This window comes from Variovorax sp. PBS-H4, assembly GCF_901827205.1.
Lineage (GTDB): Bacteria > Pseudomonadota > Gammaproteobacteria > Burkholderiales > Burkholderiaceae_C > Variovorax.
The window spans coordinates 826,851-849,839 of sequence record NZ_LR594675.1 but is presented as its reverse complement, the minus strand read 5'-3'; the positions used below and the strand labels follow the sequence as shown (position 1 = coordinate 849,839).

At 66.6% G+C, this 22,989-nt stretch carries 26 protein-coding genes; 10 read left to right on the top strand and 16 right to left on the bottom strand.

From position 1 onward, the window contains the following. Positions 1–6: 6 nt before the first annotated feature. Together E5CHR_RS04060 and E5CHR_RS04055 are read right to left on the bottom strand one after the other, a co-directional pair. Positions 7–1,542, bottom strand: a complete 1,536-nt coding sequence (locus E5CHR_RS04060; RefSeq protein WP_232061945.1) for a hybrid sensor histidine kinase/response regulator — start codon at positions 1,540–1,542, stop codon at positions 7–9. Continuing rightward, a complete protein-coding gene (locus E5CHR_RS04055; protein WP_443083060.1) occupies positions 1,539–3,053 on the bottom strand; it encodes an ATPase domain-containing protein in 1,515 nt (504 codons plus the stop codon). Before E5CHR_RS04055 ends, E5CHR_RS04060 begins: the two co-directional genes overlap by 4 nt. Before the next feature lie 213 nt (positions 3,054–3,266). Here E5CHR_RS04055 and E5CHR_RS04050 point away from each other — a divergent pair, with 213 nt between their 5' ends. After that, positions 3,267–3,587: a hypothetical protein gene (locus tag E5CHR_RS04050; RefSeq protein WP_162578490.1), complete on the top strand. Its 321-nt coding sequence runs from the start codon at positions 3,267–3,269 to the stop codon at positions 3,585–3,587. 117 nt (positions 3,588–3,704) lie between these two features. Further along, on the top strand, positions 3,705–5,195 hold the full coding sequence (locus tag E5CHR_RS04045) for a flavin-containing monooxygenase (protein ID WP_162578489.1): 1,491 nt from the start codon (positions 3,705–3,707) through the stop codon (positions 5,193–5,195). 5 nt (positions 5,196–5,200) lie between these two features. On the opposite strand, the gene E5CHR_RS04040 is transcribed toward E5CHR_RS04045, so the two are convergent. Next, positions 5,201–5,854 (bottom strand): glutathione S-transferase family protein, encoded by a 654-nt coding sequence (locus E5CHR_RS04040; protein ID WP_162578488.1) that lies wholly within the window; start codon positions 5,852–5,854, stop codon positions 5,201–5,203. A gap of 37 nt (positions 5,855–5,891) precedes the next feature. Next, positions 5,892–6,197, bottom strand: a complete 306-nt coding sequence (locus E5CHR_RS04035; protein WP_162578487.1) for a hypothetical protein — start codon at positions 6,195–6,197, stop codon at positions 5,892–5,894. Positions 6,198–6,269: 72 nt separating this feature from the next. Here E5CHR_RS04035 and E5CHR_RS31635 point away from each other — a divergent pair, with 72 nt between their 5' ends. Next, on the top strand, positions 6,270–6,911 hold the full coding sequence (locus tag E5CHR_RS31635; protein WP_232061944.1) for a LapA family protein: 642 nt from the start codon (positions 6,270–6,272) through the stop codon (positions 6,909–6,911). A 51-nt stretch (positions 6,912–6,962) separates the two neighbouring features. Here E5CHR_RS31635 and E5CHR_RS04025 read toward each other — a convergent pair whose 3' ends face one another. The 4 genes from E5CHR_RS04025 to E5CHR_RS04010 all read right to left on the bottom strand — a co-directional run bounded on the left by E5CHR_RS04025 (position 6,963) and on the right by E5CHR_RS04010 (position 10,269). Continuing rightward, positions 6,963–7,919 carry an AraC family transcriptional regulator gene (locus E5CHR_RS04025; RefSeq protein ID WP_162578486.1) on the bottom strand — a complete coding sequence of 319 codons (957 nt, stop codon included), beginning with the start codon at positions 7,917–7,919 and terminating at the stop codon, positions 6,963–6,965. Between the two features lie 95 nt (positions 7,920–8,014). Next, a complete protein-coding gene (locus E5CHR_RS04020) occupies positions 8,015–8,932 on the bottom strand; it encodes an NADP-dependent oxidoreductase (RefSeq protein WP_162578485.1) in 918 nt (305 codons plus the stop codon). 78 nt (positions 8,933–9,010) lie between these two features. Further along, on the bottom strand, positions 9,011–9,553 hold the full coding sequence (locus E5CHR_RS04015) for a carboxymuconolactone decarboxylase family protein (RefSeq protein WP_162578484.1): 543 nt from the start codon (positions 9,551–9,553) through the stop codon (positions 9,011–9,013). Positions 9,554–9,609: 56 nt separating this feature from the next. Continuing rightward, positions 9,610–10,269 (bottom strand): nitroreductase family protein, encoded by a 660-nt coding sequence (locus E5CHR_RS04010; RefSeq protein WP_443083059.1) that lies wholly within the window; start codon positions 10,267–10,269, stop codon positions 9,610–9,612. Between the two features lie 347 nt (positions 10,270–10,616). On the opposite strand from E5CHR_RS04010, the gene E5CHR_RS04005 reads away from it, so the two are divergent. Beyond that, on the top strand, positions 10,617–11,393 hold the full coding sequence (locus E5CHR_RS04005; protein ID WP_162578482.1) for an SGNH/GDSL hydrolase family protein: 777 nt from the start codon (positions 10,617–10,619) through the stop codon (positions 11,391–11,393). 64 nt (positions 11,394–11,457) lie between these two features. Here E5CHR_RS04005 and E5CHR_RS04000 read toward each other — a convergent pair whose 3' ends face one another. The 5 genes from E5CHR_RS04000 to E5CHR_RS03980 form a co-directional block, all read right to left on the bottom strand. Further along, a complete protein-coding gene (locus E5CHR_RS04000; RefSeq protein WP_162578481.1) occupies positions 11,458–11,937 on the bottom strand; it encodes a VOC family protein in 480 nt (159 codons plus the stop codon). A gap of 56 nt (positions 11,938–11,993) precedes the next feature. Continuing rightward, positions 11,994–12,431: a universal stress protein gene (locus E5CHR_RS03995; RefSeq protein WP_162578480.1), complete on the bottom strand. Its 438-nt coding sequence runs from the start codon at positions 12,429–12,431 to the stop codon at positions 11,994–11,996. 10 nt (positions 12,432–12,441) lie between these two features. Beyond that, positions 12,442–13,161, bottom strand: coding sequence for a TerC family protein (locus E5CHR_RS03990; RefSeq protein WP_162578479.1), 720 nt, complete (start codon positions 13,159–13,161; stop codon positions 12,442–12,444). A 123-nt stretch (positions 13,162–13,284) separates the two neighbouring features. Then, positions 13,285–14,697 carry a sensor histidine kinase gene (locus tag E5CHR_RS03985; RefSeq protein ID WP_162578478.1) on the bottom strand — a complete coding sequence of 471 codons (1,413 nt, stop codon included), beginning with the start codon at positions 14,695–14,697 and terminating at the stop codon, positions 13,285–13,287. Continuing rightward, the gene (locus tag E5CHR_RS03980) at positions 14,684–15,358 is read right to left on the bottom strand and encodes a response regulator transcription factor (protein WP_162578477.1); all 675 of its coding nucleotides are present in this window, start codon (positions 15,356–15,358) and stop codon (positions 14,684–14,686) included. Before E5CHR_RS03980 ends, E5CHR_RS03985 begins: the two co-directional genes overlap by 14 nt. 144 nt (positions 15,359–15,502) lie before the next feature. Here E5CHR_RS03980 and ydiK point away from each other — a divergent pair, with 144 nt between their 5' ends. Then, a complete protein-coding gene (gene ydiK / locus E5CHR_RS03975) occupies positions 15,503–16,579 on the top strand; it encodes an AI-2E family transporter YdiK (protein ID WP_162578476.1) in 1,077 nt (358 codons plus the stop codon). A gap of 14 nt (positions 16,580–16,593) precedes the next feature. Here the strand turns inward: ydiK and E5CHR_RS03970 are convergent, their stop codons facing one another. Beyond that, on the bottom strand, positions 16,594–16,962 hold the full coding sequence (locus E5CHR_RS03970) for a VOC family protein (RefSeq protein ID WP_162578475.1): 369 nt from the start codon (positions 16,960–16,962) through the stop codon (positions 16,594–16,596). 89 nt (positions 16,963–17,051) lie between these two features. Between E5CHR_RS03970 and E5CHR_RS03965 the strand changes: the two genes are divergently transcribed. Then, positions 17,052–17,252 carry a hypothetical protein gene (locus tag E5CHR_RS03965; protein WP_232061942.1) on the top strand — a complete coding sequence of 67 codons (201 nt, stop codon included), beginning with the start codon at positions 17,052–17,054 and terminating at the stop codon, positions 17,250–17,252. Between the two features lie 55 nt (positions 17,253–17,307). Here E5CHR_RS03965 and E5CHR_RS03960 read toward each other — a convergent pair whose 3' ends face one another. Continuing rightward, positions 17,308–17,940, bottom strand: a complete 633-nt coding sequence (locus E5CHR_RS03960; protein WP_162578474.1) for a LysE family translocator — start codon at positions 17,938–17,940, stop codon at positions 17,308–17,310. 146 nt (positions 17,941–18,086) lie between these two features. Between E5CHR_RS03960 and fusA the strand changes: the two genes are divergently transcribed. From fusA to E5CHR_RS03945, 3 genes are all read left to right on the top strand, one after another. Further along, on the top strand, positions 18,087–20,147 hold the full coding sequence (gene fusA, locus E5CHR_RS03955; RefSeq protein ID WP_162578473.1) for an elongation factor G: 2,061 nt from the start codon (positions 18,087–18,089) through the stop codon (positions 20,145–20,147). Between the two features lie 122 nt (positions 20,148–20,269). After that, on the top strand, positions 20,270–20,527 hold the full coding sequence (locus E5CHR_RS03950; RefSeq protein WP_162578472.1) for a hypothetical protein: 258 nt from the start codon (positions 20,270–20,272) through the stop codon (positions 20,525–20,527). 11 nt (positions 20,528–20,538) lie between these two features. Beyond that, positions 20,539–21,063: a BON domain-containing protein gene (locus E5CHR_RS03945; RefSeq protein WP_162578471.1), complete on the top strand. Its 525-nt coding sequence runs from the start codon at positions 20,539–20,541 to the stop codon at positions 21,061–21,063. Between the two features lie 63 nt (positions 21,064–21,126). Here E5CHR_RS03945 and slmA read toward each other — a convergent pair whose 3' ends face one another. Further along, positions 21,127–21,780 carry a nucleoid occlusion factor SlmA gene (slmA, locus tag E5CHR_RS03940; RefSeq protein ID WP_162578470.1) on the bottom strand — a complete coding sequence of 218 codons (654 nt, stop codon included), beginning with the start codon at positions 21,778–21,780 and terminating at the stop codon, positions 21,127–21,129. A gap of 117 nt (positions 21,781–21,897) precedes the next feature. On the opposite strand from slmA, the gene galE reads away from it, so the two are divergent. Beyond that, entirely contained in the window at positions 21,898–22,914 is a 1,017-nt protein-coding gene (gene galE, locus E5CHR_RS03935) for a UDP-glucose 4-epimerase GalE (RefSeq protein ID WP_162578469.1), read from the top strand. Positions 22,915–22,989 lie beyond the last annotated feature (75 nt).

The window sequence follows — 22,989 nt, the reverse complement described above, 5'->3', positions numbered from 1 at the left end:
GCCCGCCTACAGCAGCGCCATGAATTCGCTGAGGTTCAGCGGCTTCAGCAGGTGGTGGTCGAAGCCGGCCGCCGCGATGCGGTCCCGGTAGCCCTGCTGCCCCCAGCCCGTCAGCGCGATGAGCTTGAGGTCCGCGCCACGAGGCCCGGCGCGCAGGTGGCGCGCCAGCTCGCAGCCGTCCATGCCCGGCATGCCGATGTCGAGCACGGCAATGTCGATCTCGTGCTCCCGGGCGAGTTGCAACGCCTCTTCGCCACCGTAGGCCACCAGCGCGGTTGCGCCCATCGTGCCCAGCAGCTCGGCCAGGCTGTCGGCTGCGTCCCGGTTGTCGTCGACGACCAGGATGGTGCCTTCGATCGAGGGCGCCCAGCCGTCCTGCGACACCCGCGAGCGCCGCCGGGACACGGAGGTGCTCTTCGCCAGCGGCAGGCGCACCGTGAAGGTCGCGCCGCGGCCCAGCCCCTCGCTCGTGGCGTCGATACTGCCGCCTTGCAATTCGACCAGGCTCTTCACCAGCGTCAGGCCAATGCCGAGCCCGCCTTGCGCTTCGCGCGAAGTGCCGCTGACCTGGACGAACATCTCGAAGATCGACTTGAGCATGTCCGGCGCAAGGCCGGTTCCCGTGTCGCTCACCGCGACGACCGCCTGCCGTCCTTCCTGTCGCGCCGTCACCGTGACGCGGCCTCCCGGCGGCGTGTACTTGGCGGCGTTGTTCAGCAGGTTCGAGAAGACCTGCGTGAGGCGCACTGCATCGCCGCGCACCACCAGCGGGTCGGCCCCGAGCTCGAGGGTGAGCGAGTGCCCGGCACGATCGAACAGCGGCCGACTCAGCTCGATCGCATCTTCGATCACCGCGTCGAGCAGCACGGGCCCCAGGTGCAGTTCTATCTTGCCGCGCGTGATGCGAGAGACTTCCATCAGGTCGTTCACCAGCCGCACCATGTGCTCGACCTGGCGGCTCATGAGCTCGTAATACTTCACCGATTCTTCGGGCGGGGGCTTCTTGCGCGACAGCAATGACAGCGCGGTGCCCAGGGGCGCCAGCGGATTGCGCAGCTCGTGCGCCAGGGTGGCAAGGAATTCGGTCTTGCGCTGGTCGGCGTCGCGCAGCCCTTCGAGCAGGCTGCGCAGCTCGTACTGCCGGCGGCGCGCACGCAGCGCGGTGCGCACGGCGCTCACCAGCGCGGCCACGCGCATCGGCCGCTCGATCACGGTGACATTGGCGAACTCGTCCATGGCGTTGGCAACGGCGCGCGAATCGGCCCCCTGCCGCGCCAGCACCAGCACCGGCACATCGGACCAGGGCGGCTGCGCGCCCAGCGCGCCCGTGAGCTCCACCAGGGCGGGACCGACGAGCACCTCCTCGGCCAGCATGATGGCGCCGGCACCGCGCGACAGCTGCTGCACCAGAGAGCCCATGTCCTCGCAGACGTGAGAAACGAAATGGGCGCGGTGCAGCACCGCGCTCGCCATTGCCGCGTCCCGCGAGGTCGCCGTCCGCAGAAGGATTCGCTCGTCCAGATCGGAAGGAACAACGCTCACGATGGCGTCCGAACTCCGTCGATCGGGATCGGAATGCCGGTGAGAATGCCCCTGAAGTTGCGCAGCGGCGGCCCGACATGGATGCCCTGCGCATCGAGCGAGAAGGCGCGGATGCTGCGCTCGTGCGCACCGCCGCGCTTCTTCAGCACCGAGATCGCCTGCCTCACTTCGCCCTCGTCCTCGAAGTAGCGCAGCAGCACCACCGAATCGGCGAGGTAGCTTGCATCGACCGGCGTCTGCATCTGCATGCCGATCAAGCCATGCTGGGCGCCGATGAGCATGGTGGCCACACCGTGCTGACCGAGGTAAGTCAGCAGCTCATGGAGCTGGACGATCAGGAAGCGCTCGTCGGGCATGGCGTTGAGATAGCCGTTCAGGCTGTCGATCACCACCACCGTCGCGCCCTGCTGCTCGACGGCCATGCGGATCTCATGGACGAACTCGCCCGGCGACAACTCCGCCGGGTCGATCTGCCGGACCTGGATGTGTCCTGACGCGAGGTAGGGTTCCAGGTCCATGCCCAGGCCCACGCAGCGCGTACGCAGGGTGTTGATGCTCTCGTCGAAGATGAAGAGGGCCGCGTGTTCGCCTCGCTTGGCCGCTGCAACGGCGAACTGGACTGCCACGCTCGACTTGCCGGTGCCCGGCGCACCCACGAAGAGCGTGCTGGTGCCTCTCTCGATGCCGCCGCCGAGCAGTTCATCCAGCGCGGGCAGCCCGCTGGCAATGCGGGTCTGCTGCACCAGGAGCGAGTGCTCCGAGGCCACCAGCCGCGGAAACACCTGCAGCCCGCCGCGGGCGATCTTGTAGTCGTGGTAGCCGCCGCGGAACTCCTTGCCCCGGTACTTGGTGACCACCAGCCGCCGGCGGGATGCGCCGTAATCGGGGTTGAGCTGCTCCAGCCGGATCACCGCGTGCGCGATGCTCTGCACCTGCAGGTCCTGGTCGGTGGCCGTGAGGTCGTCGAGCAGCAGGACCGCGCATTGCCGGCCGGTGAAGAACTGCTTGAGCGCCAGGATCTGCCGGCGGTAGCGCAGCGACCCGCCCGCCAGCAGGCGCAGCTCGGACAGCGAGTCGAACACCACCCGGCTGGGCTTGATCTTGTCGACGTCGGCCAGGATCCTGAGCGTGGTCTCGCCGAGCTCGACCTCCGAGGGATGGAACATCGTGTATTGGTCGTCCGGCTCCAGAGCGTCCTGCGCCGGCAGCATCTCGCGCACTTCGATGCCGCTCAGATCCCAGCCGTGGGAGGTCGCCACGCCCTGCAGCTCCTGCGTCGTTTCGGAAAGGGTGACGTACAGCACCGCCTCCCCCCTGACCACGCCCTCGCGCAGGAACTGGATCGCCACCGTCGTCTTGCCGGCGCCCGGGGCGCCCTCGAGGAGGTACAGCCGGTGGGCGGTGAGCCCGCCGCCGAGTACGTCGTCGAGGCCGGGCACGCCCATTCTGAGCAGCCCATCCTCGTGCTCGTCTTGGTGGCTGTCGCCCGGCGACAGGGTGCTTGCGCTCATTTCCAACTCCGAAAGATGTTGTAAAAATAGATCGAAGAGCCGTCGAATTTAAGGCTTGCCGGTCGAACGCCTTGTAGGGGCTCATCCCCAACCTTCTGTCCGCCTGCGCCTGCCCTGGCTCGTTTCCTCGTCCTCCCGGAGGATGACGGATCGGGTGCCCGAATGCCCAATCGGCCTATGCGGTCGAGGGGTTCGACCGTCAGGGAGCATGACATGAAGCCACCTCTTTCCGTCCCCGCGCTCGCCTTGGGCTGCGCGCTGCTCGCTGCCTGCAATCTGCAGCCGGGCATCCTCTACACCACCAACGGTGCCGATTTCGACGTGATGAGCCTCACCGACGCCCAGGGCGACTGCCAGGGCCTCGCTCGTGTCGCCTACCTGACCTGGTGGGGCAGCGAGACGTTGAAAGGCTGCTGGGTGCGGGAGCGCGGCGAGGTCGTCGGTCGTTTCCCGGGCCTGGAAGACAGGAGGCTGCCCGTCGGCGAGTTCCAGCGCACGGAGTTGGCCGAGTACCGAGGCGCCGCGCTCAACTGAGCCGGTGTTCGGGGGGGCGCGAACCCTCGCGGCATGAGGCGGCGCTTTGCGATCAGGCACGGCAGTTGCAAACCTCGGGCGGCGTGCTGCGTCGACAATGCGCCGAGGAGGAAAGCCATGCAGAAAGTCGCAGTCATCGGTGCCGGGCCGGGCGGGTTGGTCGCCGCGCGTTACCTTGGGTCGGAAGGCTTCGCGCCCGTGTTGTTCGAGCAGGCGGCGACGCCGGGTGGCCAGTGGAGCGGTGACGCCAGTTGCAGCGGCGTATGGCCGTCGATGCGTACGAACACCAGCCGCGTGCTCACGCAATTCAGCGACCTGCCGCACGCGCCGGGGCTGGCCACCTATCCCTCCAACCGAGAGATCGGCGAATACCTCCAGCGCTACGCGGCCCGCTTCGACCTGCCGGCTCGGACCCGCCTGAATACGCCGGTACGCGAGATCCGGGCAGCGCGCGGCGGCTGGGCGGTGCGGCACGGCGCCCAGGAAGAAATCTTCGAGAAAGTCGTGGTCGCCAGCGGCCGGTTCCAGCAGGCGTGCGTGCCGCAGGTGCAGGGCCTGGAGTCGTTCTCGGGCGATGCCGGCGTGGCGCATACCAGGGCCTACAAGGACCCTCAACGGTACCGAGGCAAGCGCGTTCTCGTGGCCGGCTGTGCCATCAGCGCCCTCGAGATTGCGAGCGACCTCTGCATGCTCGGCGCGGAACGCGTCGTCGTCTGCAACCGCCGACAGCGCTACGTGCTTCCCAAGCTCATCGCCGGCGTCCCCTCCGACCACCGCGTGTTCACGCGCTACCAGGCACTCGCAGAGGAGTCGCTGCCGCCCGCCGAATTCGGTGCGATGCTGAAGGAACTGGTGCTCGACGCGGTAGGCAGCCCGGAACAATACGGCGCGCCGAAGCCCGCCGACAGCATCTTCGACGCTGGCCTGACGCTGAGCCAGCATTACCTTCCCCTGGTTGCCGAGGGCCGCATCGAGGTGCGGCCTTGGGTCGACAGGGTCGACGGCACGCAGGTCAGGTTCACCGACGGGCGAACGGAGGCGTTCGACGGCATCCTCTTCGGCACGGGCTTCGAGCTGAGCCTGCCCTTTCTGAGCGAAGCGATCCGCCGCACGCTCGACCTGGATGCGCAGCACATCGACCTCTACAAGCACACCTTTCATCCGGAGCTGCCGGGGCTCGCATTCGTGGGCATGTGGGACCAGTCCGGGCCGATGTTTCCGCCGCTTGAATTGCAGGCGCGGTGGCTGGCCTACGCATGGAGCGGCGCCGTTGCCGCGCCGACCGACGAAGAAATGCAGCGGGGCATTGCCGGTTTCCGCGCGCGGCGCGGGCAGCCGCAGAAGACGAAGGCGAACCTGATCGCGCTGCTCTTCGCGCGTGCTGCGGGCGTCGAGCCTGAGCCCGCGCGCTGGCCCGAGCTTCAGCGTGCCCTGCTCTTCGGTCCACTCGCGCCGATTTCATTCCGGCTGCAAGGCCGGGACGCGCTGCCGGAGGCGGCGAGCCGGTTTGCCAGCGAAGCGATGGCGTTCGGGTGCGTGCAGTCGCCGGAGTTCTCTGCTGCGGAGTTACAGAAGCTCCAGCGACTGGGGGCAGGGCCCATGAATTGATCCGATCAGGCGGCTGATGGCTTCCCTGCGTTGACTTCCCATTGGGCGGCGAATGCGCGCTTGTAGGCGGGCCGCGCTTCCCCGCGGGCGACATAAGCGGCAAGCCTCGGGAATTCGTCCAGGATGCCTGATGGCCTCAGCCTGAGCAGCACCGACGCCATCATCAGGTCGCCCGCGCTGAACCCGCCATCGAGCCATTCGGCATCACCGAGGCGAGCAGAAAGCTGGCCCGCGCGATCGCGCACGCGACCCTCGACCAGCGGCAGGCGCTCCTTGCTCCATGGCTTGTCGCGCTCCAGGATCCTAGCCGTGACCAGGTCGAGGATCACCGGCTCCACGGTATTGAGCGCGGCAAACATCCACATGATTGCGCGCGCTCGCGCATTCGCGTCGTCCGGCAACAGGCCCGTATGCCGCTCGGCGATGTGCAGGACGATCGCGCCTGTCTCGAAAAGCGAGAGATCGTCTTCCTCGTAGGTGGGGATCTGGCCGAAGGGATGAAGGGCCAGATGGGCGGGTTCCTTCATTGCACGGAAAGAAACGAGACGAACCTCGTAGGGTTGGCCAGCTTCTTCGAGCGCCCAGCGAACGCGCGTGTCGCGCGCCAAGCCTTTGCCGCCATCGGGCGATCGTTCGAAGGCGGAAATGGTGATGGTCATCGTGAGGCTTCTCCTGTCGAAATCATCGGTGGGAGGGCTAGGAGGCGTCAAGATTCATGCAAATTTCGAGGGCTTCGGCCTCCGAACCAGTAAACAGGGGTGCAGTTTTGACCCCTCCAACTTCAACAAACGCTGCGAAATCGAAGCCGCTTGTGATTGCGGCACTTGCATGCGAAAGCTGGCATTGAGCATGTTCCACGAGCGAATCGCGCAGACGGCGAACGAGAGGTCCGCGATCACTGAAGCGCTGCCTCGCGGCTTCGAAGTCCGCATCGCCGGGGGTGCGCTGCGGCACCGCGTTGACAGCTTCCGCCCTGCTCGCGACCATGTCCTCGGTCGACATGCCGTTGGCTGCGTGAGCCTCTTCAGGCGCGTGATTGCGCCCGTAGTGGCTCACGGTTTAACAGGAGTGCCAATGAACTCGATGTCATCAAAGTCCACACGTGCCATGCCGGCGGCCGCAACGGGCGCGCAGGCCGTCGGTACGGCTGCGCTGGGCTCTGTCCTGATGGGCGCCGCGGCATTCGGTGCGCTTGCCATCGGGGCCTTGTCCATCGGCCGGCTTCTCGTGGGCCGGGCTCGTATTCGCCGGCTGGAGATTGACGAGCTTGTTGTTCGCCGCATTCGAACGAGTGACCCTCTGACGCCGCCGCCAATGTCACAGCCGGCTGTGGTCAGCCAGGCAGTCGGAGTTCCAGCGGAGGTCGCCTATGCCTTCGCCAGTCGAATGGACAATCTGCCGTTTTGGGCGTCCGGCTTGGCCAGGGGCATCGACCAACGTGAGGGCAAATGGTTTGCCGACTCGCCGATGGGCGAGGTTGAAGTCGCGATGGTTCCCGCCAACCCATTTGGCGTCCTCGACCACCATGTGACGCTACCGAATGGCGCCACCGTCCACAACGCGTTCCGGGTCACGCCCTGTGGGGAAGGCTGCATGCTGACTTTCGTAGTGCCTCGACTGGACGGCGTCAGCCAGGAAAGCTCTGAGGCAGATATTGCGCATGTACAACGAGACTTGGCGACGTTGAAGGGATTGCTTGAACAGCGGGCCTCCTGAGCGATGCAGTCGCGAACAATCCCAATCCGACCTACCGACAAAAAGCCGCCACTATTGAGCCTGACGCGCCGAACGGCGCCATTGCCCGGGTGTCATTCCCATCCACTGGGCAAACGCACGCCGGAATGCGGCCTCGGATTGATACCCTACAGACTCCGCCACTGCCGCAGTTGTGATCCCCGGGTTCGTCAACTCGTTGGAGGCGAGACTCATTCGGATATCGGTCAACAGTTCGATGGCCGAGCGTCCGAGCTTTTCCTGAAAGTGCCGCATAAACGTGGCGCGAGACATGCTGCACAAGTCGGCCAGCTCCGGCAGCTTCCAGGGGCGGGCCGGATCAGCAAACAGGGCTGAAACGGCCGGTGCCAGGCGTGGATGCCCGGCCAACGCCAACAAGCCTGCGGGGGCGTGCTCGGATTCGCTTGCTGCGCGCAGTACGAGTGTGAACAGCGCTGTGGAGAGTGCGTTCAGCACGGCATTCCCGCCGAGCTTTTGGCTGGTGGACTCCAGCCGCATCAGGCCCATCAGACTGCTCAGGTGCTGTGAAGCGGTGCTGGCACCTTCGTCGACATTGCTGTCGGACGCCCGTATGACGACATTCGTTGGCAGGTAGTTGCGAATCAAGCGGTGATGCGGTTGCCTGACAAAGAACCTCCCGCACAACAGATCCAGACGCTCGCCTTGCCTATCGTTCTCGCTGAGCATCCAACCTCCCGGATCTCGGCGATTGTGTGTAGGCGCCGGGGCCTGTCCACTGCCATCGTCCAGCACGTGCTCCGAGCCATGAGGCAGCAGCACAATGTCTCCACCCACAAGTTCCTCGGCCGTCTCCATCTTTGGGTCTTTGAGGATGGCGCGGCCCTCGAGGACGATGTGGTACGGAATCTCGTCTGCCGCGGCCTCGGGCCAGGAGACGCGCCAAGGCGCGCCGTAAGCGCAGCGGACCTCCAGCCGGCCTGTGACGGTGATCATCTGCAGGAGCTGGCTCAGCCAGTCGACTTCGGACATGGAAATTGGGACGTGAGAGTGCTCAACAATCGTATGCGGTGGCGCAAGTGACCGACGACCCCGGAGGGACGCGGAACTGCGCTCCCGCCGTGTCGTCACGGACGAATCCGGATGACTGTCTTTCCATTGATCCTCTCGGTACGGTTGAAGGCGGCGACAGCATTTTCGAAGGGCACGACCCTGGCGATGTGCGTCCGCAGTCGTCCGTCCCGCACCCGCTGGACGATCTCACCCAGTTGTGCACGGTCGGACTCGACAACGAAGTCGACCGCCAGGCCGTCGGTGGGCCGTGCTTCTGAAGGCCCTACGACGGAGACCAACGTTCCTCCTGCTCGCACCAGGCGTGCAGACCGTTTCCCGATCTCGCCGCCGATGAGATCGAACACCAGATCCACTCCACCGACGCTTTCGAGGACCTCGTTGTCGAGGTCGACGAACTCGTTCGCGCCGAAATCCAGAGCAGCCTGACGATCAGCGGCGCGTCCGGTACCGACGACGTAGGCGCCGAACTCGCGCGCGAGTTGCGTGACGATGGATCCGACAGCACCGGCAGCGCCGTGGGCGAGTACCGTTTGGCCCGCACGAAGGCGGCCATGATCGAACAGTCCCTGCCACGCGGTGAGGCCCGAGATTGGCAGGCTGGCGCCCACAGCAAAGTCGACATCCCCTGGTAGAGGCGCCAGGTTGCGGGCCTCGGCCGCCACGTACTCCGCCAGGGTACCGTTGCGATACCAGTCGGTGAGGCCGAATACCCGCTGGCCTACCGAGAGTCCTGTCGTGCCATAGCCGAGAGCCTTGACCACTCCGGCGAACTCGTGTCCCGGAATGGACGGTGTTCGGTCCCTGCCGACGCGATCAGTCCAAGTGGAAGGCCACCCCAACTCAGTGCCGACGAACCCCGACGCATAAACCTGGACGACGACGTCGTTGATCGCCGGCACCGGATCGGGGCGATCCACCAGCTTCATACCGGCTCTTCCCGCCGCCCGGTCCGTCACAACAATCGCTTTCATGAGATCTCTCCTTGTTGACTCGCCCGGGCCATTGCGCCTCCGAGGCCCCTCGGACGTGGTCAGGGCGACGAGTTGCGTTCAGATGGAACCGGCCGGGGCAACGACGGGAAAGTCCTTCTCCGGATCGAACACGTTGTTGAAGAAGTTGGTCAGAGAGTACATGGCCACAAGTGCGACGATTTCGATGACGTGCGCCTCCGTGTAGCCGGCATCGCGAACGGCTTGCAGATCGGCGTCACCGACTTTGCCGCGCTTCTCGATCACTTTGCGCGCGAACTGGACAGCAGCCTGCCGCTTCGGGTCGGTGGCTCGTCCCAGCCGAGCGAGGATGATTTCGTCGGCAGACATCTTGGCCATCCGCTCGGCCGTAAAGCTGTGAACCGTGAGGCAGTAATCGCAGCCGTTCACTTCCGAGACCGCAAGGCCGATGCTGTCGCGTGTCTTCACGTCCAGCACCTTGCTCAGCGAGCCGAGCAGTGTGGCCCATGAGTTGAATGCGATCGGGCTCTGCGCGAAGGTCGTCATCATGTTCGGGGTGAAGCCGATGTTCTTGGTGAACATATCGAGTGTCGGCTTCGACTCTGCCGGCACTTGTTGCGACGTGGGTAGGGTTCTGGGCATCGTAGGCTCCTCAGGATCTCAAGGTTGGGAAATTGGGGCAAGGGTCTGGTGCCGGGCTATACGAGATCCAACACATCGGCGACGGGACGGCGCGGCTTTTGCGGCCAATTTCCCGCTCGCTCGGCGCCGACGGTCACCAACATGACCGGCACTTCGTTCTCGGCCAGCGCGAACTCGCGGACCAGCGCTTCGGCGTCGAAACCGATCATGGGCGTCGAGCCAAGGCCCCATGACCGGGCCACGTACATCAGTGCCGTCGCGGCGATGGCGCCAGTGCGCACCGCCTCGTCTCGCTGCTGCTGTGGGTCCTCGGCATACAGACTGCGAGCGGGGTTCTCCCACTCCGGCACCATCGCGGCCGGCATGATGCCCGCCTGCACCAGCGGTGCGAGACGCTGCGGAATCACGCTCGCATCGGCCAACTGGCCGCAGATGATGAAGGTGACAGCAGCGTCTGTGATCGGGGGTTGATTCCAAGCAATCGGACGCAACCGAGCTTTGGCTTCGGGCGTGCGCACGGCGATGAAGCGCCAGTTCTGCAAGTGGAAGGACGTCGGCGCGGTGGTGGTGATACGCACCAGCTCATTGATCTGTTCGTCGCTCAAGGTGGCGGCCGGGTCGTAGTACTTGGCGGCGCTGCGACTCAGGATGGCCTCGACGACGGCATTGGTCTCGGGCAGTCCGTCCTGCACTGATGCGCGGACGATCGCGGTCACGCCGCGTAGGGATTCGATGGCAGGAACATGACTCATGGTTGGGCTTCTTCATCAATAGAAGCCGCAACTTTAAGATCCGCAAATGCAAATGACGATGCTTTTCGGTATCGTTTTTATGCTCGAAAGGATCACTTGCCGGCAAATACGGTTCGGACCAGCCCGGCGTGTCGGAAGGCCGTGAAAGGCAGCGCTTGGCTTGAGCAGCGCCTGCAGCAAACGCCTGCAGCAAATCGACGGCTCATCCATTTGAGGTATGTCTTGGGCGTCGACCCGGTGCGAAGATCACCGCGGACCCCAGGGAGCATTCGGACGCAGCGGCGTCGCAAGAAGACTTTGAAGGGTTATCGATGTCGAACGTATTCTGGGGAGTCCACACGGCCCTGACCAAGGTTCAATTTGCTTCTGTCTTGGTGATCGGGGATTCGTGGGTTTGGTACCCGGTAGACAACTTGGCCAGGGAGCTGGGCTCCCTCTTTCCGAGCGAAACCTTTGTGGTGATCGGGAAGAACGGTGCAGAGGCGGCAGACTGGTCGCAAGGCACGCGAAAGTCCATTGACTTCGGCTTCGAGATGTTTGCCTCCAGTTGCAAGGCGCTGATCCTGAGCGGCGGCGGCAATGACGTCGCGGGGCAAGACGATTTCCTTCGTCTGCTTCAGCCCGACTGTTCGGCCTTCAAGACTGTCTCCGAGTGCTGGCGCCAGACCCAGCCCCGCGCCGTCATCACCGGCATCATGAACGCCTATCGGGAAGTCATCGTCCGCTTCCGCGCCTACAACCCGCATGCCCCGGTCGTTCTCCACAACTACGACAACGCATGGCCTACCGGAAAGGGTTTCTTCGGCCCAGCGGATTGGCTGAAGGTGCCCATGGACATCGCGAAGGTGCAAGGCACGCCGCTGCGCAGAGACATTTTCAAATTCCTCATCGCGGCCCTCGGGGATGCCCAGGACGCTTTGGCCCGGGAGGGTGGCCTGGGGCCCATCATCGCCGTCCAGACGGCTGGAGAGCTGCCGGAAACCGGGCCAGAAGGATGGTGGGCCAACGAGTTGCACCCGACGCCCAAGGGCTTCCGCAGGATTGCGCACAACCGTTTGCTCCCGCCTTTGGAACTGGTGCTGTCATGAATGGACGTCGAAGAAGTCCCCTGCAACCGCGCAGCCCTGCCTGAAGGGCAGTGGGCTCTGGGTCTCAGCCCCGCAGCGCCGCTTCTATCGCAGCGACGTCGATCTTTCGCATGGTCATCATCGCGTCGAACGCACGCTTGGCGGCCGCACGATCAGGGTTGACCAGCGCCTCGGTCAGCACGCGCGGGGTGATCTGCCACGACAAGCCCCACCGGTCCTTGCACCAGCCGCATTCGCTTTCCTGGCCGCCGTTGCCGACGATCGCATTCCACAGGCGGTCGGTCTCGGCTTGATCGTCGGTGGCAATCTGGAAAGAGAAGGCCTCGTTGTGCTTGAACTGCGGGCCGCCGTTCAGCCCGATGCAGGGGATGCCGGCAACGGTGAACTCGACCACCAGGACGTTGCCCTGCTTGCCATCCGGGTAGTTGCCCGGTGCGTGGATGACGGCGCCGACAGCGCTGTCGGGAAAGGTTGCGGCGTAGAAGGTCGCGGCCTCGAGGGCCGTGCCGTCGTACCACAGGCACACCGTGTTCTTGCTGGTCATTCGTGTCTCCTGAAGGGTCTGCCGGCGGCAGTGTACGCCGTCACCGCCAGACGCATTCAGGAGCCGATGACCTGCGGATGCGGGTCGCCGCTCGCACTCAGATGCTGGCGCACCTGCTGCGCCAGCGAACCGAAGATTCTTCCTGCCACGCCCGGTGGGTCGTGGCCGAAGACGATGCGGTCGCAGCCGTAGTCGCGCGCGGCCATGGCAATAGTCTCGGCCGTGCGCCCCACCAGCACGGTGCTGGCGTAGGGCACGCCGGCCAGGTCGAGCAGGCTTTGGGCGTATTGCAGATCCTCGGCGCCTGCCTCGAGCTGCAGCTCGAGCAGCTCGCGTGCATTGAAGAGCATCGCCACGTGGCCCGAGACCTTGGGCTGCACCCGCAGCAGGCGAACGGTGACCCGGTCGCTTCGACGCATGCGCACGACCTGCTCGATGGCCGAGCGCGTTCGTGCCGGCTCCTCCGGATCGACGGGGACCAGGATGCGCGTCATGCGGGCACCTTCAGACGGCCGGGCGCTTGGACGCCTTGGTTGCTTGCGGCTCCTCGGCGCGGGCTGCGCGCCGGCTGCTCAGCCACTTGCCGATGGCCACCACGAACATCGCGCCGAGCGCGGGGACCACCGTGTGCAGCGCGTGCTGGTTGGCAGCCCAGCCGGCAATGGAAGGATCGGACATCGCCATCTCGCCGGCGACCCAGCCGAGCAGCGCGGCACCGAGGACGATGATGACCGGGAAGCGGTCCATCAGCTTCAGGATGAGGGTGCTGCCGAAGATGATCAGGGGAATGCTGATCACGAGGCCGAAGACCAGCAGCGGGACGTTGCCCTTGGCCGCAGCGGCAACGCCGACGACGTTGTCCAGGCTCATGACGAGGTCGGCCACCACGATGGTCTTGATGGCCGCGGCCAGGCCGGAGTGGCCTTCGAGGTTGGCCTCCTCTTCTTCCTCGCGCAGCAGGCCGATGCCGATCCAGACCAGGAGCGCAGCGCCGACCAGCTTGAGGTACGGCAGCGTCAGCAGATAGACGGCAAAGAAGGTCAGGACGACGCGCAGCACGATGGCGCCCACGCTCCCGAAGAGGATCGCCTTCTTCTGCTGGGCCGGCGGCAGCGAGCGGGAGGCCATCGCGATGACGACGGCGTTGTCGCCGCTCAGGACGATGTTGATGAGGATGATCTGCGACAGGGCGATCCAGAAATCGGGACTCGACAAAAACGACACGGTGTCTCCTTGGTGGATGGGTCCGGAACCACGGTGGTTCCGCCTCGTCCGAGCGTAGAGACCTGTGCTGTCACCTTTCTGCCGGCGCGCTGACAGCCGGTTGTCCGCCAGCTGTCAAGAAGCTTACAAGGCGCCGCCGGTCGGGTCGGCGTTGCGCAGCGGGAAGAAGACGCTGAAGGTATTGCCGACGCCATCGGCGTCTTCCTCCAGCGTGATGCGTGCGCCGTGCATCGTCGCGATCTCGCTGACGATGGCCAGACCGAGGCCGCTGCCGTCCTCCTGCGTCCCGAGGAGGCGATGGAAGCGATGAAAGATGCGGGCGCGCTCCTGCACCGGAATTCGCGGACCGTCGTCGCTGATGGCCAGGCGGCATTGGTCGCCGCCGGCCTGGCCGGCCTGCACGGTCACCCGGCCGCCCGGCTGGCTGTAGCGGATCGCGTTGTCGATGAGGTTGTTGACCAGCTCGCGCAGGCGGTCCCGGTCGGCATCGATCATCAGCGGATGGTCCGCACCTTCGAAGCCCAGGTCGATGTTGCGCTTGATGGCCTGCGGCACCCAGTCCATGCTGACCTCCAGGGCGTGGGCGTTCAGGTCCAGCGGCTGCAGTTGCATGGAGTCGAGCGCGCCAGGCTCGTTGCGGGCGAGCGAAAGCAGCTGGCGCACCAGCCGCGACAGCCGGTCGGCGCTGATGTAGAGCTGCGCGAGCGAGTGGCGCACGCGCTGCGGGTCGCTCTCGCGCAGGGCCAGCTCGATCTGTGCCTTCAGGCCGCTGACCGGCGTTTTCAACTGGTGCGCAGCGTCCGCGACGAAGCGGTTCTGGAAGTCGAAGGTACGCCCGAGGCGGGCCATCAGTTCGTTGACGTCGTCGACCAGCGGACGCACCTCTCCCGGAACACCATGCGTGTCGATGGGGCTCAGGTCGAGGTGCGAGCGGTCTGACACGGCGCGCCGGAAGCGCTGCAGCGGCTCGAGCCCTCGCGAAACCCCGAACCAGACCACGGCGGTCGCCATGACGATCAGAAGCAACTGCGGCAGCACCACGTTGGCGACCATCTCCCAGGTGAAGCGCGCCCGCTTGTTGAGCGTTTCGGCCACCTGCACGAGGACCAGCGGAGGCCCCGCTTCCGGGCCGATTGGCATCCACGCCACCATCATCCGCACCGGCTCGCCGCGCACCTCGTCGCCATAGAAGAGCGGCTTGGCGGTCTTCTCGAGGCGCCGCGGCGGCAACTGCACATCGCCGCCCAGATCGGAGCCGTCCTCGCCGAGCACGCGGTAGTAGAGCTGGTCTTCCTGATCGAGCAAGAGGATATTGGCCGCGGGCTCCGAGAGCTCGAGCCGGGGGCGCGTTCCGTCGAGCTTCACATGCAGCGCGATCTCGCGTCCGATCTCGTGCAGTGCGCGGTCGTACGCGAGGTTGGAAAAGCGCAGCGAGTTCCAGTAGGCCACGCCGGTGTCGAGCACCAGCAGCACGGCGAGCGGCCCGAGCAGCCAGGCCAGCAGCATGCGCTGCAGCCGAGGCTCAGCCATCCGCATCGCTGCTGTCGATGAGGTAGCCCATGCCGCGCACGGTCCGGATCTCGCAACCGAGCGGCTCCAGCTTCTTTCGCAGACGATAGACGTTGACCTCGATCGCGTTGTCGCCCACCTCCTCGCCCCAGCCATAGAGGTGGTTGACCATGTGCTCCTTGCTCACGACACGCCCCGCGCGCATGAGCAGGAGTTCCAGCAACGCGAGCTCGCGCGGCGACAGGTCCAACGGCCGCTTGTCGTGGAAGACGCGGCGCCCCACGGTGTCGAAGCGCAGGAGGCCGTGTTCGAGATCGGGGGTGGACTGGGCACTGCGACGCAGCAGCGCCCGCACGCGCGCTTCGAGCTCCGGCAGGTCGAAGGGCTTGGCCAGGTAGTCGTCGGCGCCGAGGTCGAGGCCGCGAACGCGGTCGGCGAGCGTGTCGAAGGCGGTGAGCATCAGCACGGGCATGGTGGACTTGCGCGCCCTCAGCCGCTTCAGCACGTCGAGCCCGCTCAATCCCGGCAGTCCGATATCGAGGATGGCGAGGTCGTAGGTGCCGGGGGCGAGCGCATGGTCTGCCTCCTCGCCGGTAGAGACGACATCGACGGCATGCGCGGACTGCACCAGCGCCCGCGAGAGCGCATCCGCCAGCACCCGGTCATCCTCGACGAGCAATATCCGCATTGAATTCCTGACTGCGTGTCTCTCCGGGCGATGCTAACCCCAAGTCCCCTGCGCGCACCGGCCGCGTGGCGGCACGGCGCGGACGCACACCAGGGGTGCCGCACTTCGCGCACACTCCGGGTTGCCCATTCCCGCCTCGCACTCATGTCCGCCCCCCGTACCGACCTCGCCAGAACAACATTCAGCGTGCTCACGCTCGCCTTGCTCATCGGCTCCTCCCTCTGGATCCTGCGGCCGTTTCTGGGTGCCACCATCTGGGCCGCCATGGTCGTGGTCGCCACCTGGCCCGCGTTCCTCTGGATCCAGGCGCGCCTGTGGAAGCGCCGCAGCCTTGCGGTGCTGGTGATGGTGGTGATCCTGCTGCTGCTGTTCGTGCTGCCGCTCACGCTGGCGATCTCGACCATCGTGGCGAACGCGGAGGAAGTGGTCGCTTGGGTCCGGCTGCTGATCAGCCAGGGTGCGCCGACGCTGCCCGGCTGGGTGGAGCGCCTGCCGCTGGTCGGGGCGCGGCTGACGCAGGCCTGGAACGAGCTGGTGGCCGCGGGCGTGACAGGCCTGGAGGCCAAGGTCACCCCCTACATCCGGCAGGTCACCACCTGGCTGCTTGCACAAGCCGGCGTGGTGGGCGCACTGACACTGCAGTTCCTCCTCACGGTGGTCATCGCCGGGATGATGTATGCGGGCGGCGAGTCGGCCGCGGATGTGGTGCGGCGCTTCGGCTTCAAGCTGGGCGGCCAGCGCGGGGAAGATGCGGTGGTCCTGGCGGGCAAGGCCATCCGCGGCGTGGCGCTGGGCGTGGGGGTCACGGCCTTCGTGCAGGCGGTGATGGGCGGCATCGGCCTGGCCATCGCGGGCGTGCCCTTCGCGGCGCTGCTCACAGCGGGGATGTTCATGCTGTGCATCGTGCAGGTCGGCCCGACGCTGGTGCTGGCGCCGGCAGTGATCTGGGTCTTCTGGAGCGGTTCGACGGGCTGGGGCATCTTCCTGCTGGTGTGGACCATCATCGTCGGCACGATGGACAACTTCCTGCGCCCCCTATTGATCCGCCGCGGCGCCGACCTCCCGCTGGTGCTGATCTTCGCGGGCGTGATCGGCGGGCTGCTCGGCTTCGGCCTGGTCGGCATCTTCGTCGGGCCGGTCATGCTGGCCGTGTCGTACACGCTGGTCCATGCCTGGCTGCACGATGCCGAGCCGCTGGCGGCGGATGCCGCGCAGCAGTAGGTGGATCGGGGGCGTCAAGGGCTGCTCGGCGCGAATACGCGCAGCCGGTGGCCATCGGGATCGAGTGCGACGAAGGTGTAGCCGAAGTCCATGCCGGTCAGCGGCTGCGCGATGACGATGCCCTTGGCCGTCCACGCTGCGTGCAAGGCGCGCACGGCTTCGTCGTCGTCCACGGCGAACGCGACCTCGGAGCCGCCCGCGGCGGTGGCGGGCGGCTGCACGGTGTGCGCGGCCCACAAGCCCAGCATCACGCCCGAATCCAGCGGGAACATGGCGAAGGTGGGGGACGCTTCCGCCGGGCGCTTGTCGAGCAGTGCGGCATAGAAGGCGGCGCTCTCGGCGGGACTGCGGACATAGAGGATCACGAAGTTGGGGTCGGACATGGAAGGCTCCTGCGACGGTGTGGATGGAGCGCTCGATGCTAGGAAGGGCTGCTGTCAGAACGTGTCAGTAGTCTGGATCTTTGCGAGCCTTGCCGACGTTTCAAAGTCGACCCTCCACGATTGCGTGGTCGCCGCGCTATCTGGGCCGTGCAGTGGCGGCGCTGGCGCGCGACATCGGCGTGCTGGACAAGACGCGCGAGGTGTACCGCGTCGCGGATCTCGCGCACGAGTACGGGTTCACGGATATCGACGGACGGCATGTGCCCGCGTTCGAACTCGACGAGAGCTGAGCCACCCTCACCCAAGCCCTACTGGCTGCTGCCCGGCGAAGAGCAGCCACGCAGCTCAGCTCGCGCCGCGGCGGTAGAAAGCGAGCGAGCCCGCCAGCGCCAGCAGGGCGCCGCCGCAGCAGCGGTCGAGCCACAACACGGCGCGCCGGCGCAGGAGCTTGACGGCACGCGCGCCGATCACGGCATAGGCCAGCATCACGGAGAAGTCCAGCCCCGCGAACACGAGGCTGATGGCGGCGTACTGCGGCCATTGCGGCGCGCTCGGGTCGATGAACTGCGGCATCAGCGCCGAGCAGAAGAGATAGCCCTTGGGATTGGTCACCGCCACCAGGAAGGACTTGGCGAAGATGGCGCGCGGGCTGCCCCGGCCGCTGGCCGCGTCCCGCTGCGACAGGTCCAGGCTGCCCTGCGAACGCAGCAGGCGGATGCCAAGCCACGCCAGGTAGGCCGCGCCCACCCACTTGAGCACCGAGAACCAGAACTCGGAAGCAGCCAGCAGTGCACCGAGGCCCAGTGCAACCGCCCCCACCAGTACGAAGTCGGAAGCCACGGCGCCGAGCATGCCGGGCAGCGCGCGGCGCACGCCGAAGCGCGAACCGTTGGCCAATGCCAGCAGCACGGTGGGGCCGGGGGTGGCGATGGCAACGAGCGCCACGAGAGCGAAGACGAGCAGGGTCGGCGTGTGCATGCGGGCGAGTCCTCCGGTCGGGCGAGCATGATAGTCCCGGGGCCGTCGTGCCGCGACCCGGGCGCCCCGGTTTGCCCGCCTTGCGCCCTGCTGGGCAATCCCGTACCCTGAACTGCCCACCGGGCGGAGCACGCAAGGAGATGTCCATGCCAAGCCGATCGAACGGCCTCGCGGCCGAAATGGAAGCGGTGCGAACCCTGGCGCTCGTCGGAGCGCCTGCCTCGGGCAAGACCACCCTGGCCGAGGCCCTGTTGCTCAAGTCCGGCGCCATCGGAACGCCGGGGAGCGTGGAACGCGGCAGCACGGTGAGCGACTTCGACCCGCTCGAGCGGCGCATGCAGCACTCGCTCAACTCATCGGTGATGCATCTCGCGCATGCGGGCACGCGCATCCACTTGCTCGACACGCCCGGCGGCGCCGACTTCCTCGGCCAGAGCCTGCCGGCGCTGGAGGCGGTGGAAACGGCGGCCGTGGTGATCAACGCGGCGATCGGCATCGAGCCCATGGCGGTGCGCATGATGGAGCATGCAGCCAGGCGCAAGCTGGCGCGCATGGTGATCGTCAACAAGATCGACTCGCAGGGCGTGGACATGACGGGCCTGCTGGCGCAGATCCAGGCCGCCTTCGGCCGCGAGTGCCTGCCGGTGAACCTGCCCGACGATGGCGGAACCCGGGTGCTCGACTGCTTCTACAACCGCGAAGGCGGCTGCACGATGGGCGACGTGGAGACGGCACATCGTGCGCTGGTCGAGCAGGTGGTGGAGGTGGACGCGGCCTTTGTCGACCGCTACCTCGAGCAGGGCGACCTCGACCCCCGCGAACTGCATGCGCCGCTGGAGCAGGCGCTGCGCGAAGGGCACCTGATTCCGGTGTGCTTCGTCTCGGCGCGCAACGGCGCCGGCCTGGGCGAACTGCTGGACGTGATCGTCAAGCTGCTGCCCGATCCGACCGAAGCCAATCCGCCGGCCTTCCTGGTCGGCGAGGGCGACGCAGCGCGGCCGATGGAGGCCAGGCCCGAGCCGTCGCTGCACGTGCTGGCGCATGTGTTCAAGGTCACGGTCGATCCGTACGTCGGCAAGATGGGCATCTTCCGCGTGCACCAGGGCACCGTCACGCGTGACAGCCAGCTGTTCATCGGCGACGGCCGCAAGCCCTTCAAGGTGAACCATCTGTTCATGCTGCAAGGCAAGGAGTACAGCGAGGTGAGCCGCGCGCTGCCGGGCGACATCGTGGCGGTGGCGAAGGTCGAGGACGCCCACTTCGACGCCGTGCTGCACGACGCGGCCGAGGACGACCATGTGCACCTCGCGCCGCTGGACTTTCCGATCCCGGTGCATGGCCTTGCGATCGAGCCGCAGCGCCACGGCGACGAACAGCGGCTGTGGGAGATCCTGGGCAAACTGGTGGACGAGGACCCCTGCCTGCGCGTGGAGCACGTGGCGGTGACCAACGAGACGATCGTCTACGGCCTGGGCGAGCTGCACCTGCGCGTGCTGCTGGAGCGGTTGCGCGAGGTGTACCGCTTCGAAGTCAACACACGGCCGCCGCGCATCGCTTACCGCGAGACGGTGACTGCGCCGGCCGAGGGCCATCATCGCCACAAGAAGCAGACCGGCGGCGCCGGCCAGTTCGGCGAAGTGTTCCTGCGCGTGGAGCCGCTGGCGCGCGGCGCAGGGTTCGAGTTCAAGGACGAGGTCAAGGGCGGGGCCATTCCCTACCAGTTTCTCCCCGCCGTCGAAAAGGGCGTGCGCGAGGTGCTGGAACACGGCGCGATCGCCGGCTACCCGGTGGTGGACGTGCGCGTCACGGTGTACGACGGCAAGAGCCACAGCGTCGACAGCAAGGACATCGCCTTCGCCACTGCGGGGCGAAAGGCTTTCATCGCGGCCATCCAGGAGGCGCGGCCGATCGTGCTGGAGCCGGTGGTGAAGATCGACATCGCCGCGCCGGACAGCGCGATCGGCGACATCACCGGTGACTTGTCCTCCCGGCGCGGCCTGGTCAGCGGCACTGCCAACGCCGCGGCAGGGATGGTGCTGGTGCGCGGCCAGGTTCCGATGTCGGAGCTGTCGGGGTATCAGTCGCGGCTCAATGCCATGACCAGCGGCCAGGGGCGCTACACCATCGAGCTGTCTCACTACGAGCCAGTGCCGCCCGCGACCCAGCAGCAGCTGACCTCGCAGCACAAGGTACGCGACACCGAATAGGTCCAGGAGGGTGCGCCCGCAGCTCGCGGCGGGTGGCGGCGCGATTCGCCGTGCCATCGTCGAACCCGGCCTACACCGCACCTGCCGCGTGGCGTCTATGAAGAAGCCGAACGAGGAGTCCTATGGAACCGAAATCCTGGCTGGCCGCGCTGAAGGAAGCCGACGCGCGCCGGCCCGACCTGCCGGGCGAACACCTGATCGTGCTGGCGACCGGCGTGCTGCTGATGATGGCAACCGGACGCAGCCGCTCTCTGGTCGGCCGCGTGCTGATCGGTGCGGCGGCCGGCGCCTTCATCGGCCGCGCAGCCAGCGGCACGGGCGGTGTGGCGCGCCTGGCCGCGACGCTGCAGCAGTTTCGCGGCGGCCGGTGGCCCCGGTGAGGAGACCGCTGATGCGCTTGAACGACACACTGCTGCCGCGCCTGCTGCGATCGCCGTATGCATTCGTGCTGGCAGGTGCGGTCCTGGCTTCGCTCTCTGCCTGCAGCGATCGCGAGGCCGCGGAGAGCCGGGCGAACGTCGACGCTGCCGTCGAAAAATCCAAGGACGCGACGGTCTCCGCCGCGCACAAGGCTGCCGACCTCGCAGACAAGGCGCGCGACAACACGGTGAACTACTTCAAGTCACCGGGCGTGAAGGAGGACGTCGATGCGGCCAAGCAGGCGCTGAAGAACGCCGGCGGCGCACTGAGTTCGTCGGCCAACGACGCGGCCGTCACCGCGTCGGTGTCGGCCGCAATCGCGCGCGATCCGGAACTCGGTCCACGGCAGATCGATGTCGCCTCCAGCGCCGGCACCGTGCGGCTGAGCGGGTCAGCGCCAAGCGCCGAGGCGAAGACGCGCGCCGAGCAGATTGCCCGCACTGTGAACGGCGTCGACAAGGTCGACAACCGAATCACGGTGACGGCGGCGAATTGAGCGAAAGCTTCTGGCGGTTCACCGGCTCATCTCGCGGGTGATGTTGCCGCCTCGGGAACAGCTTCAAAGCATCAGTGCAACAGCAGCCTCGAGATGCTCCGAAGGCTGGCGCCGGAAACCCGAGCGTGCAAAGCGTTGCAGGCGCCCCACCAGGAAGGCCGCGAGCGCAGAGGCGCGCACCTGCGCATCGACGCTGGGCGTCGCCGAGCCTTCGGCTGCCGCGGCGCCGCGCAGAGCCTGGCGCAGCGTAGCCTCGACCTTGTCGAAGAACTGGTTCATGCGGTTTTGCAGGCGCTCGTTCTCGTAGACCAGCGCATCGCCCACCATCACGCGGGTCATGCCCGGGTTCTTCTCGGCGAACTGGACCAGCATCGCGATGATGCGCGCCGCCTGCTCCTGGCCCGGGGCGGAGCGATCGGTGATCTGGTTGATCAGCGTGAACACGCTCTGCTCTATGAAGTCGATCAGGCCCTCGAACATTTGCGCCTTGCTCGCGAAGTGCCGGTACAGCGCCGCCTCGCTCACCTCGAGCCGGGCGGCAAGCGCCGCAGTCGTCACGCGTTCGGCACCCGGCTGTTCGAGCATCGAGGCCAGGGCCTGGAGGATCTGCACCCGCCGCTCGCCGGGCTTGGGACGCTTGCGCGTCGGCGCGGCTGCCGGCTCTGGACTCACGGAACTCAGCGGGGCACCAGGGGCGCTTGTCTCTTCGTTCTGCATGGGCGGGACAAATGTAAAAAATTGATTCTCGCACAGCGCAGTGAGCGCGTGCCAACCGACGCCGCACTGTACGTCGCGCAGAATCGACCCTTCAAACGACCTCCTCGAAAGCGAATGATGAGCCCAAAGATTCTGGTGACCGGCGGCGCCGGCTTCATCGGCAGCCACACCTGCGTGGCGCTGGCCGCGGCAGGCTACGCGCCGTTGATCCTGGACAACCTCGGCAACAGCGACGTGCGCGTGCTCGACCGGCTGGCCCGGATCATCGGCACCGCCCCTCGTTTCGTCGAGGGCGACGTGCGCGACCGTGCGCTGCTCGACCGGCTGTTCCGCGAGGAGGCCATCGCCGGCGTGATTCATTTTGCGGGCCTGAAGGCGGTGGGCGACTCGGTGGCCGACCCGATCACCTATTACCAGAACAACGTGCACGGCAGCTTCGTGCTGATCGAAGCCATGCAGGCGGCGGGCGTGCGCACGCTGATCTTCTCCTCGTCCGCCACGGTGTACGGCGACCCGGACCGTTCGCCCATCCCCGAAGGCGCGGCGCTGCGCCCCGCCAATCCCTATGGCCGGTCGAAGCTGATGGTGGAGGACGCGCTGCGCGACGTGCATCGTGCCCACCCGGACTGGCGCATTGCGCTGCTGCGCTACTTCAATCCGGTGGGCGCGCACGAAAGCGGGCTGATCGGGGAGCATCCGCAGGGCAAGCCGAACAATCTGATGCCCTTCGTGAGCCAGGTGGCGGTGGGCTTGCGCGACAAGCTTTCGGTACACGGCGGCGACTACCCCACGCCGGACGGAACCGGCCTGCGCGACTATGTCCACGTCATGGATCTGGCCGAGGGGCATGTGGCAGCGCTGCGGCACGCCGAGAAGCAACCGGGCCTGGTGACGCTGAACCTGGGCACGGGCCAGGGCGCTTCGGTGCTCGATGTGGTGAAGGCTTTCGAGCGGGCCAGCGGCAAGCGCATCGCCTATGAGATCGGGCCGAGGCGGCCGGGCGATGTGCCGGCCTACTGGGGCGATCCTGCGCTCGCCGAGTCGCTGCTGGGCTGGCGTGCGCGGCGGGGGCTGGACCAGATGTGCGCGGACAGCTGGCGGTGGCAACAGGGGAATCCGACGGGCTACGCCTGAGCACCGAGCTGCGGCAGCTTGGTTCTCGATCGGTGGCTCGACGACGTCCGCCTGCCAGCGATGGCATGGAACCAA

Excerpts from the sequence above, each read along its gene's own strand:
- E5CHR_RS03985 (WP_162578478.1), bottom strand. The coding sequence starts at position 14,697 with ATGCGGATGGCTGAGCCTCGGCTGCAGCGCATGCTGCTGGCCTGGCTG.
- E5CHR_RS04020 (WP_162578485.1), bottom strand. The coding sequence starts at position 8,932 with ATGAAAGCGATTGTTGTGACGGACCGGGCGGCGGGAAGAGCCGGTATG.
- E5CHR_RS04015 (WP_162578484.1), bottom strand. The coding sequence starts at position 9,553 with ATGCCCAGAACCCTACCCACGTCGCAACAAGTGCCGGCAGAGTCGAAG.
- fusA (WP_162578473.1), top strand. The coding sequence starts at position 18,087 with ATGCCAAGCCGATCGAACGGCCTCGCGGCCGAAATGGAAGCGGTGCGA.
- slmA (WP_162578470.1), bottom strand. The coding sequence starts at position 21,780 with ATGCAGAACGAAGAGACAAGCGCCCCTGGTGCCCCGCTGAGTTCCGTG.
- E5CHR_RS04025 (WP_162578486.1), bottom strand. The coding sequence starts at position 7,919 with ATGTCCGAAGTCGACTGGCTGAGCCAGCTCCTGCAGATGATCACCGTC.
- galE (WP_162578469.1), top strand. The coding sequence starts at position 21,898 with ATGAGCCCAAAGATTCTGGTGACCGGCGGCGCCGGCTTCATCGGCAGC.
- E5CHR_RS04035 (WP_162578487.1), bottom strand. The coding sequence starts at position 6,197 with ATGTCGACCGAGGACATGGTCGCGAGCAGGGCGGAAGCTGTCAACGCG.
- E5CHR_RS04005 (WP_162578482.1), top strand. The coding sequence starts at position 10,617 with ATGTCGAACGTATTCTGGGGAGTCCACACGGCCCTGACCAAGGTTCAA.
- E5CHR_RS03980 (WP_162578477.1), bottom strand. The coding sequence starts at position 15,358 with ATGCGGATATTGCTCGTCGAGGATGACCGGGTGCTGGCGGATGCGCTC.
- E5CHR_RS04050 (WP_162578490.1), top strand. The coding sequence starts at position 3,267 with ATGAAGCCACCTCTTTCCGTCCCCGCGCTCGCCTTGGGCTGCGCGCTG.
- E5CHR_RS04000 (WP_162578481.1), bottom strand. The coding sequence starts at position 11,937 with ATGACCAGCAAGAACACGGTGTGCCTGTGGTACGACGGCACGGCCCTC.
- ydiK (WP_162578476.1), top strand. The coding sequence starts at position 15,503 with ATGTCCGCCCCCCGTACCGACCTCGCCAGAACAACATTCAGCGTGCTC.
- E5CHR_RS03995 (WP_162578480.1), bottom strand. The coding sequence starts at position 12,431 with ATGACGCGCATCCTGGTCCCCGTCGATCCGGAGGAGCCGGCACGAACG.
- E5CHR_RS04040 (WP_162578488.1), bottom strand. The coding sequence starts at position 5,854 with ATGACCATCACCATTTCCGCCTTCGAACGATCGCCCGATGGCGGCAAA.
- E5CHR_RS03950 (WP_162578472.1), top strand. The coding sequence starts at position 20,270 with ATGGAACCGAAATCCTGGCTGGCCGCGCTGAAGGAAGCCGACGCGCGC.
- E5CHR_RS31635 (WP_232061944.1), top strand. The coding sequence starts at position 6,270 with ATGAACTCGATGTCATCAAAGTCCACACGTGCCATGCCGGCGGCCGCA.
- E5CHR_RS04055 (WP_443083060.1), bottom strand. The coding sequence starts at position 3,053 with ATGAGCGCAAGCACCCTGTCGCCGGGCGACAGCCACCAAGACGAGCAC.
- E5CHR_RS03970 (WP_162578475.1), bottom strand. The coding sequence starts at position 16,962 with ATGTCCGACCCCAACTTCGTGATCCTCTATGTCCGCAGTCCCGCCGAG.
- E5CHR_RS03960 (WP_162578474.1), bottom strand. The coding sequence starts at position 17,940 with ATGCACACGCCGACCCTGCTCGTCTTCGCTCTCGTGGCGCTCGTTGCC.
- E5CHR_RS04045 (WP_162578489.1), top strand. The coding sequence starts at position 3,705 with ATGCAGAAAGTCGCAGTCATCGGTGCCGGGCCGGGCGGGTTGGTCGCC.
- E5CHR_RS03945 (WP_162578471.1), top strand. The coding sequence starts at position 20,539 with ATGCGCTTGAACGACACACTGCTGCCGCGCCTGCTGCGATCGCCGTAT.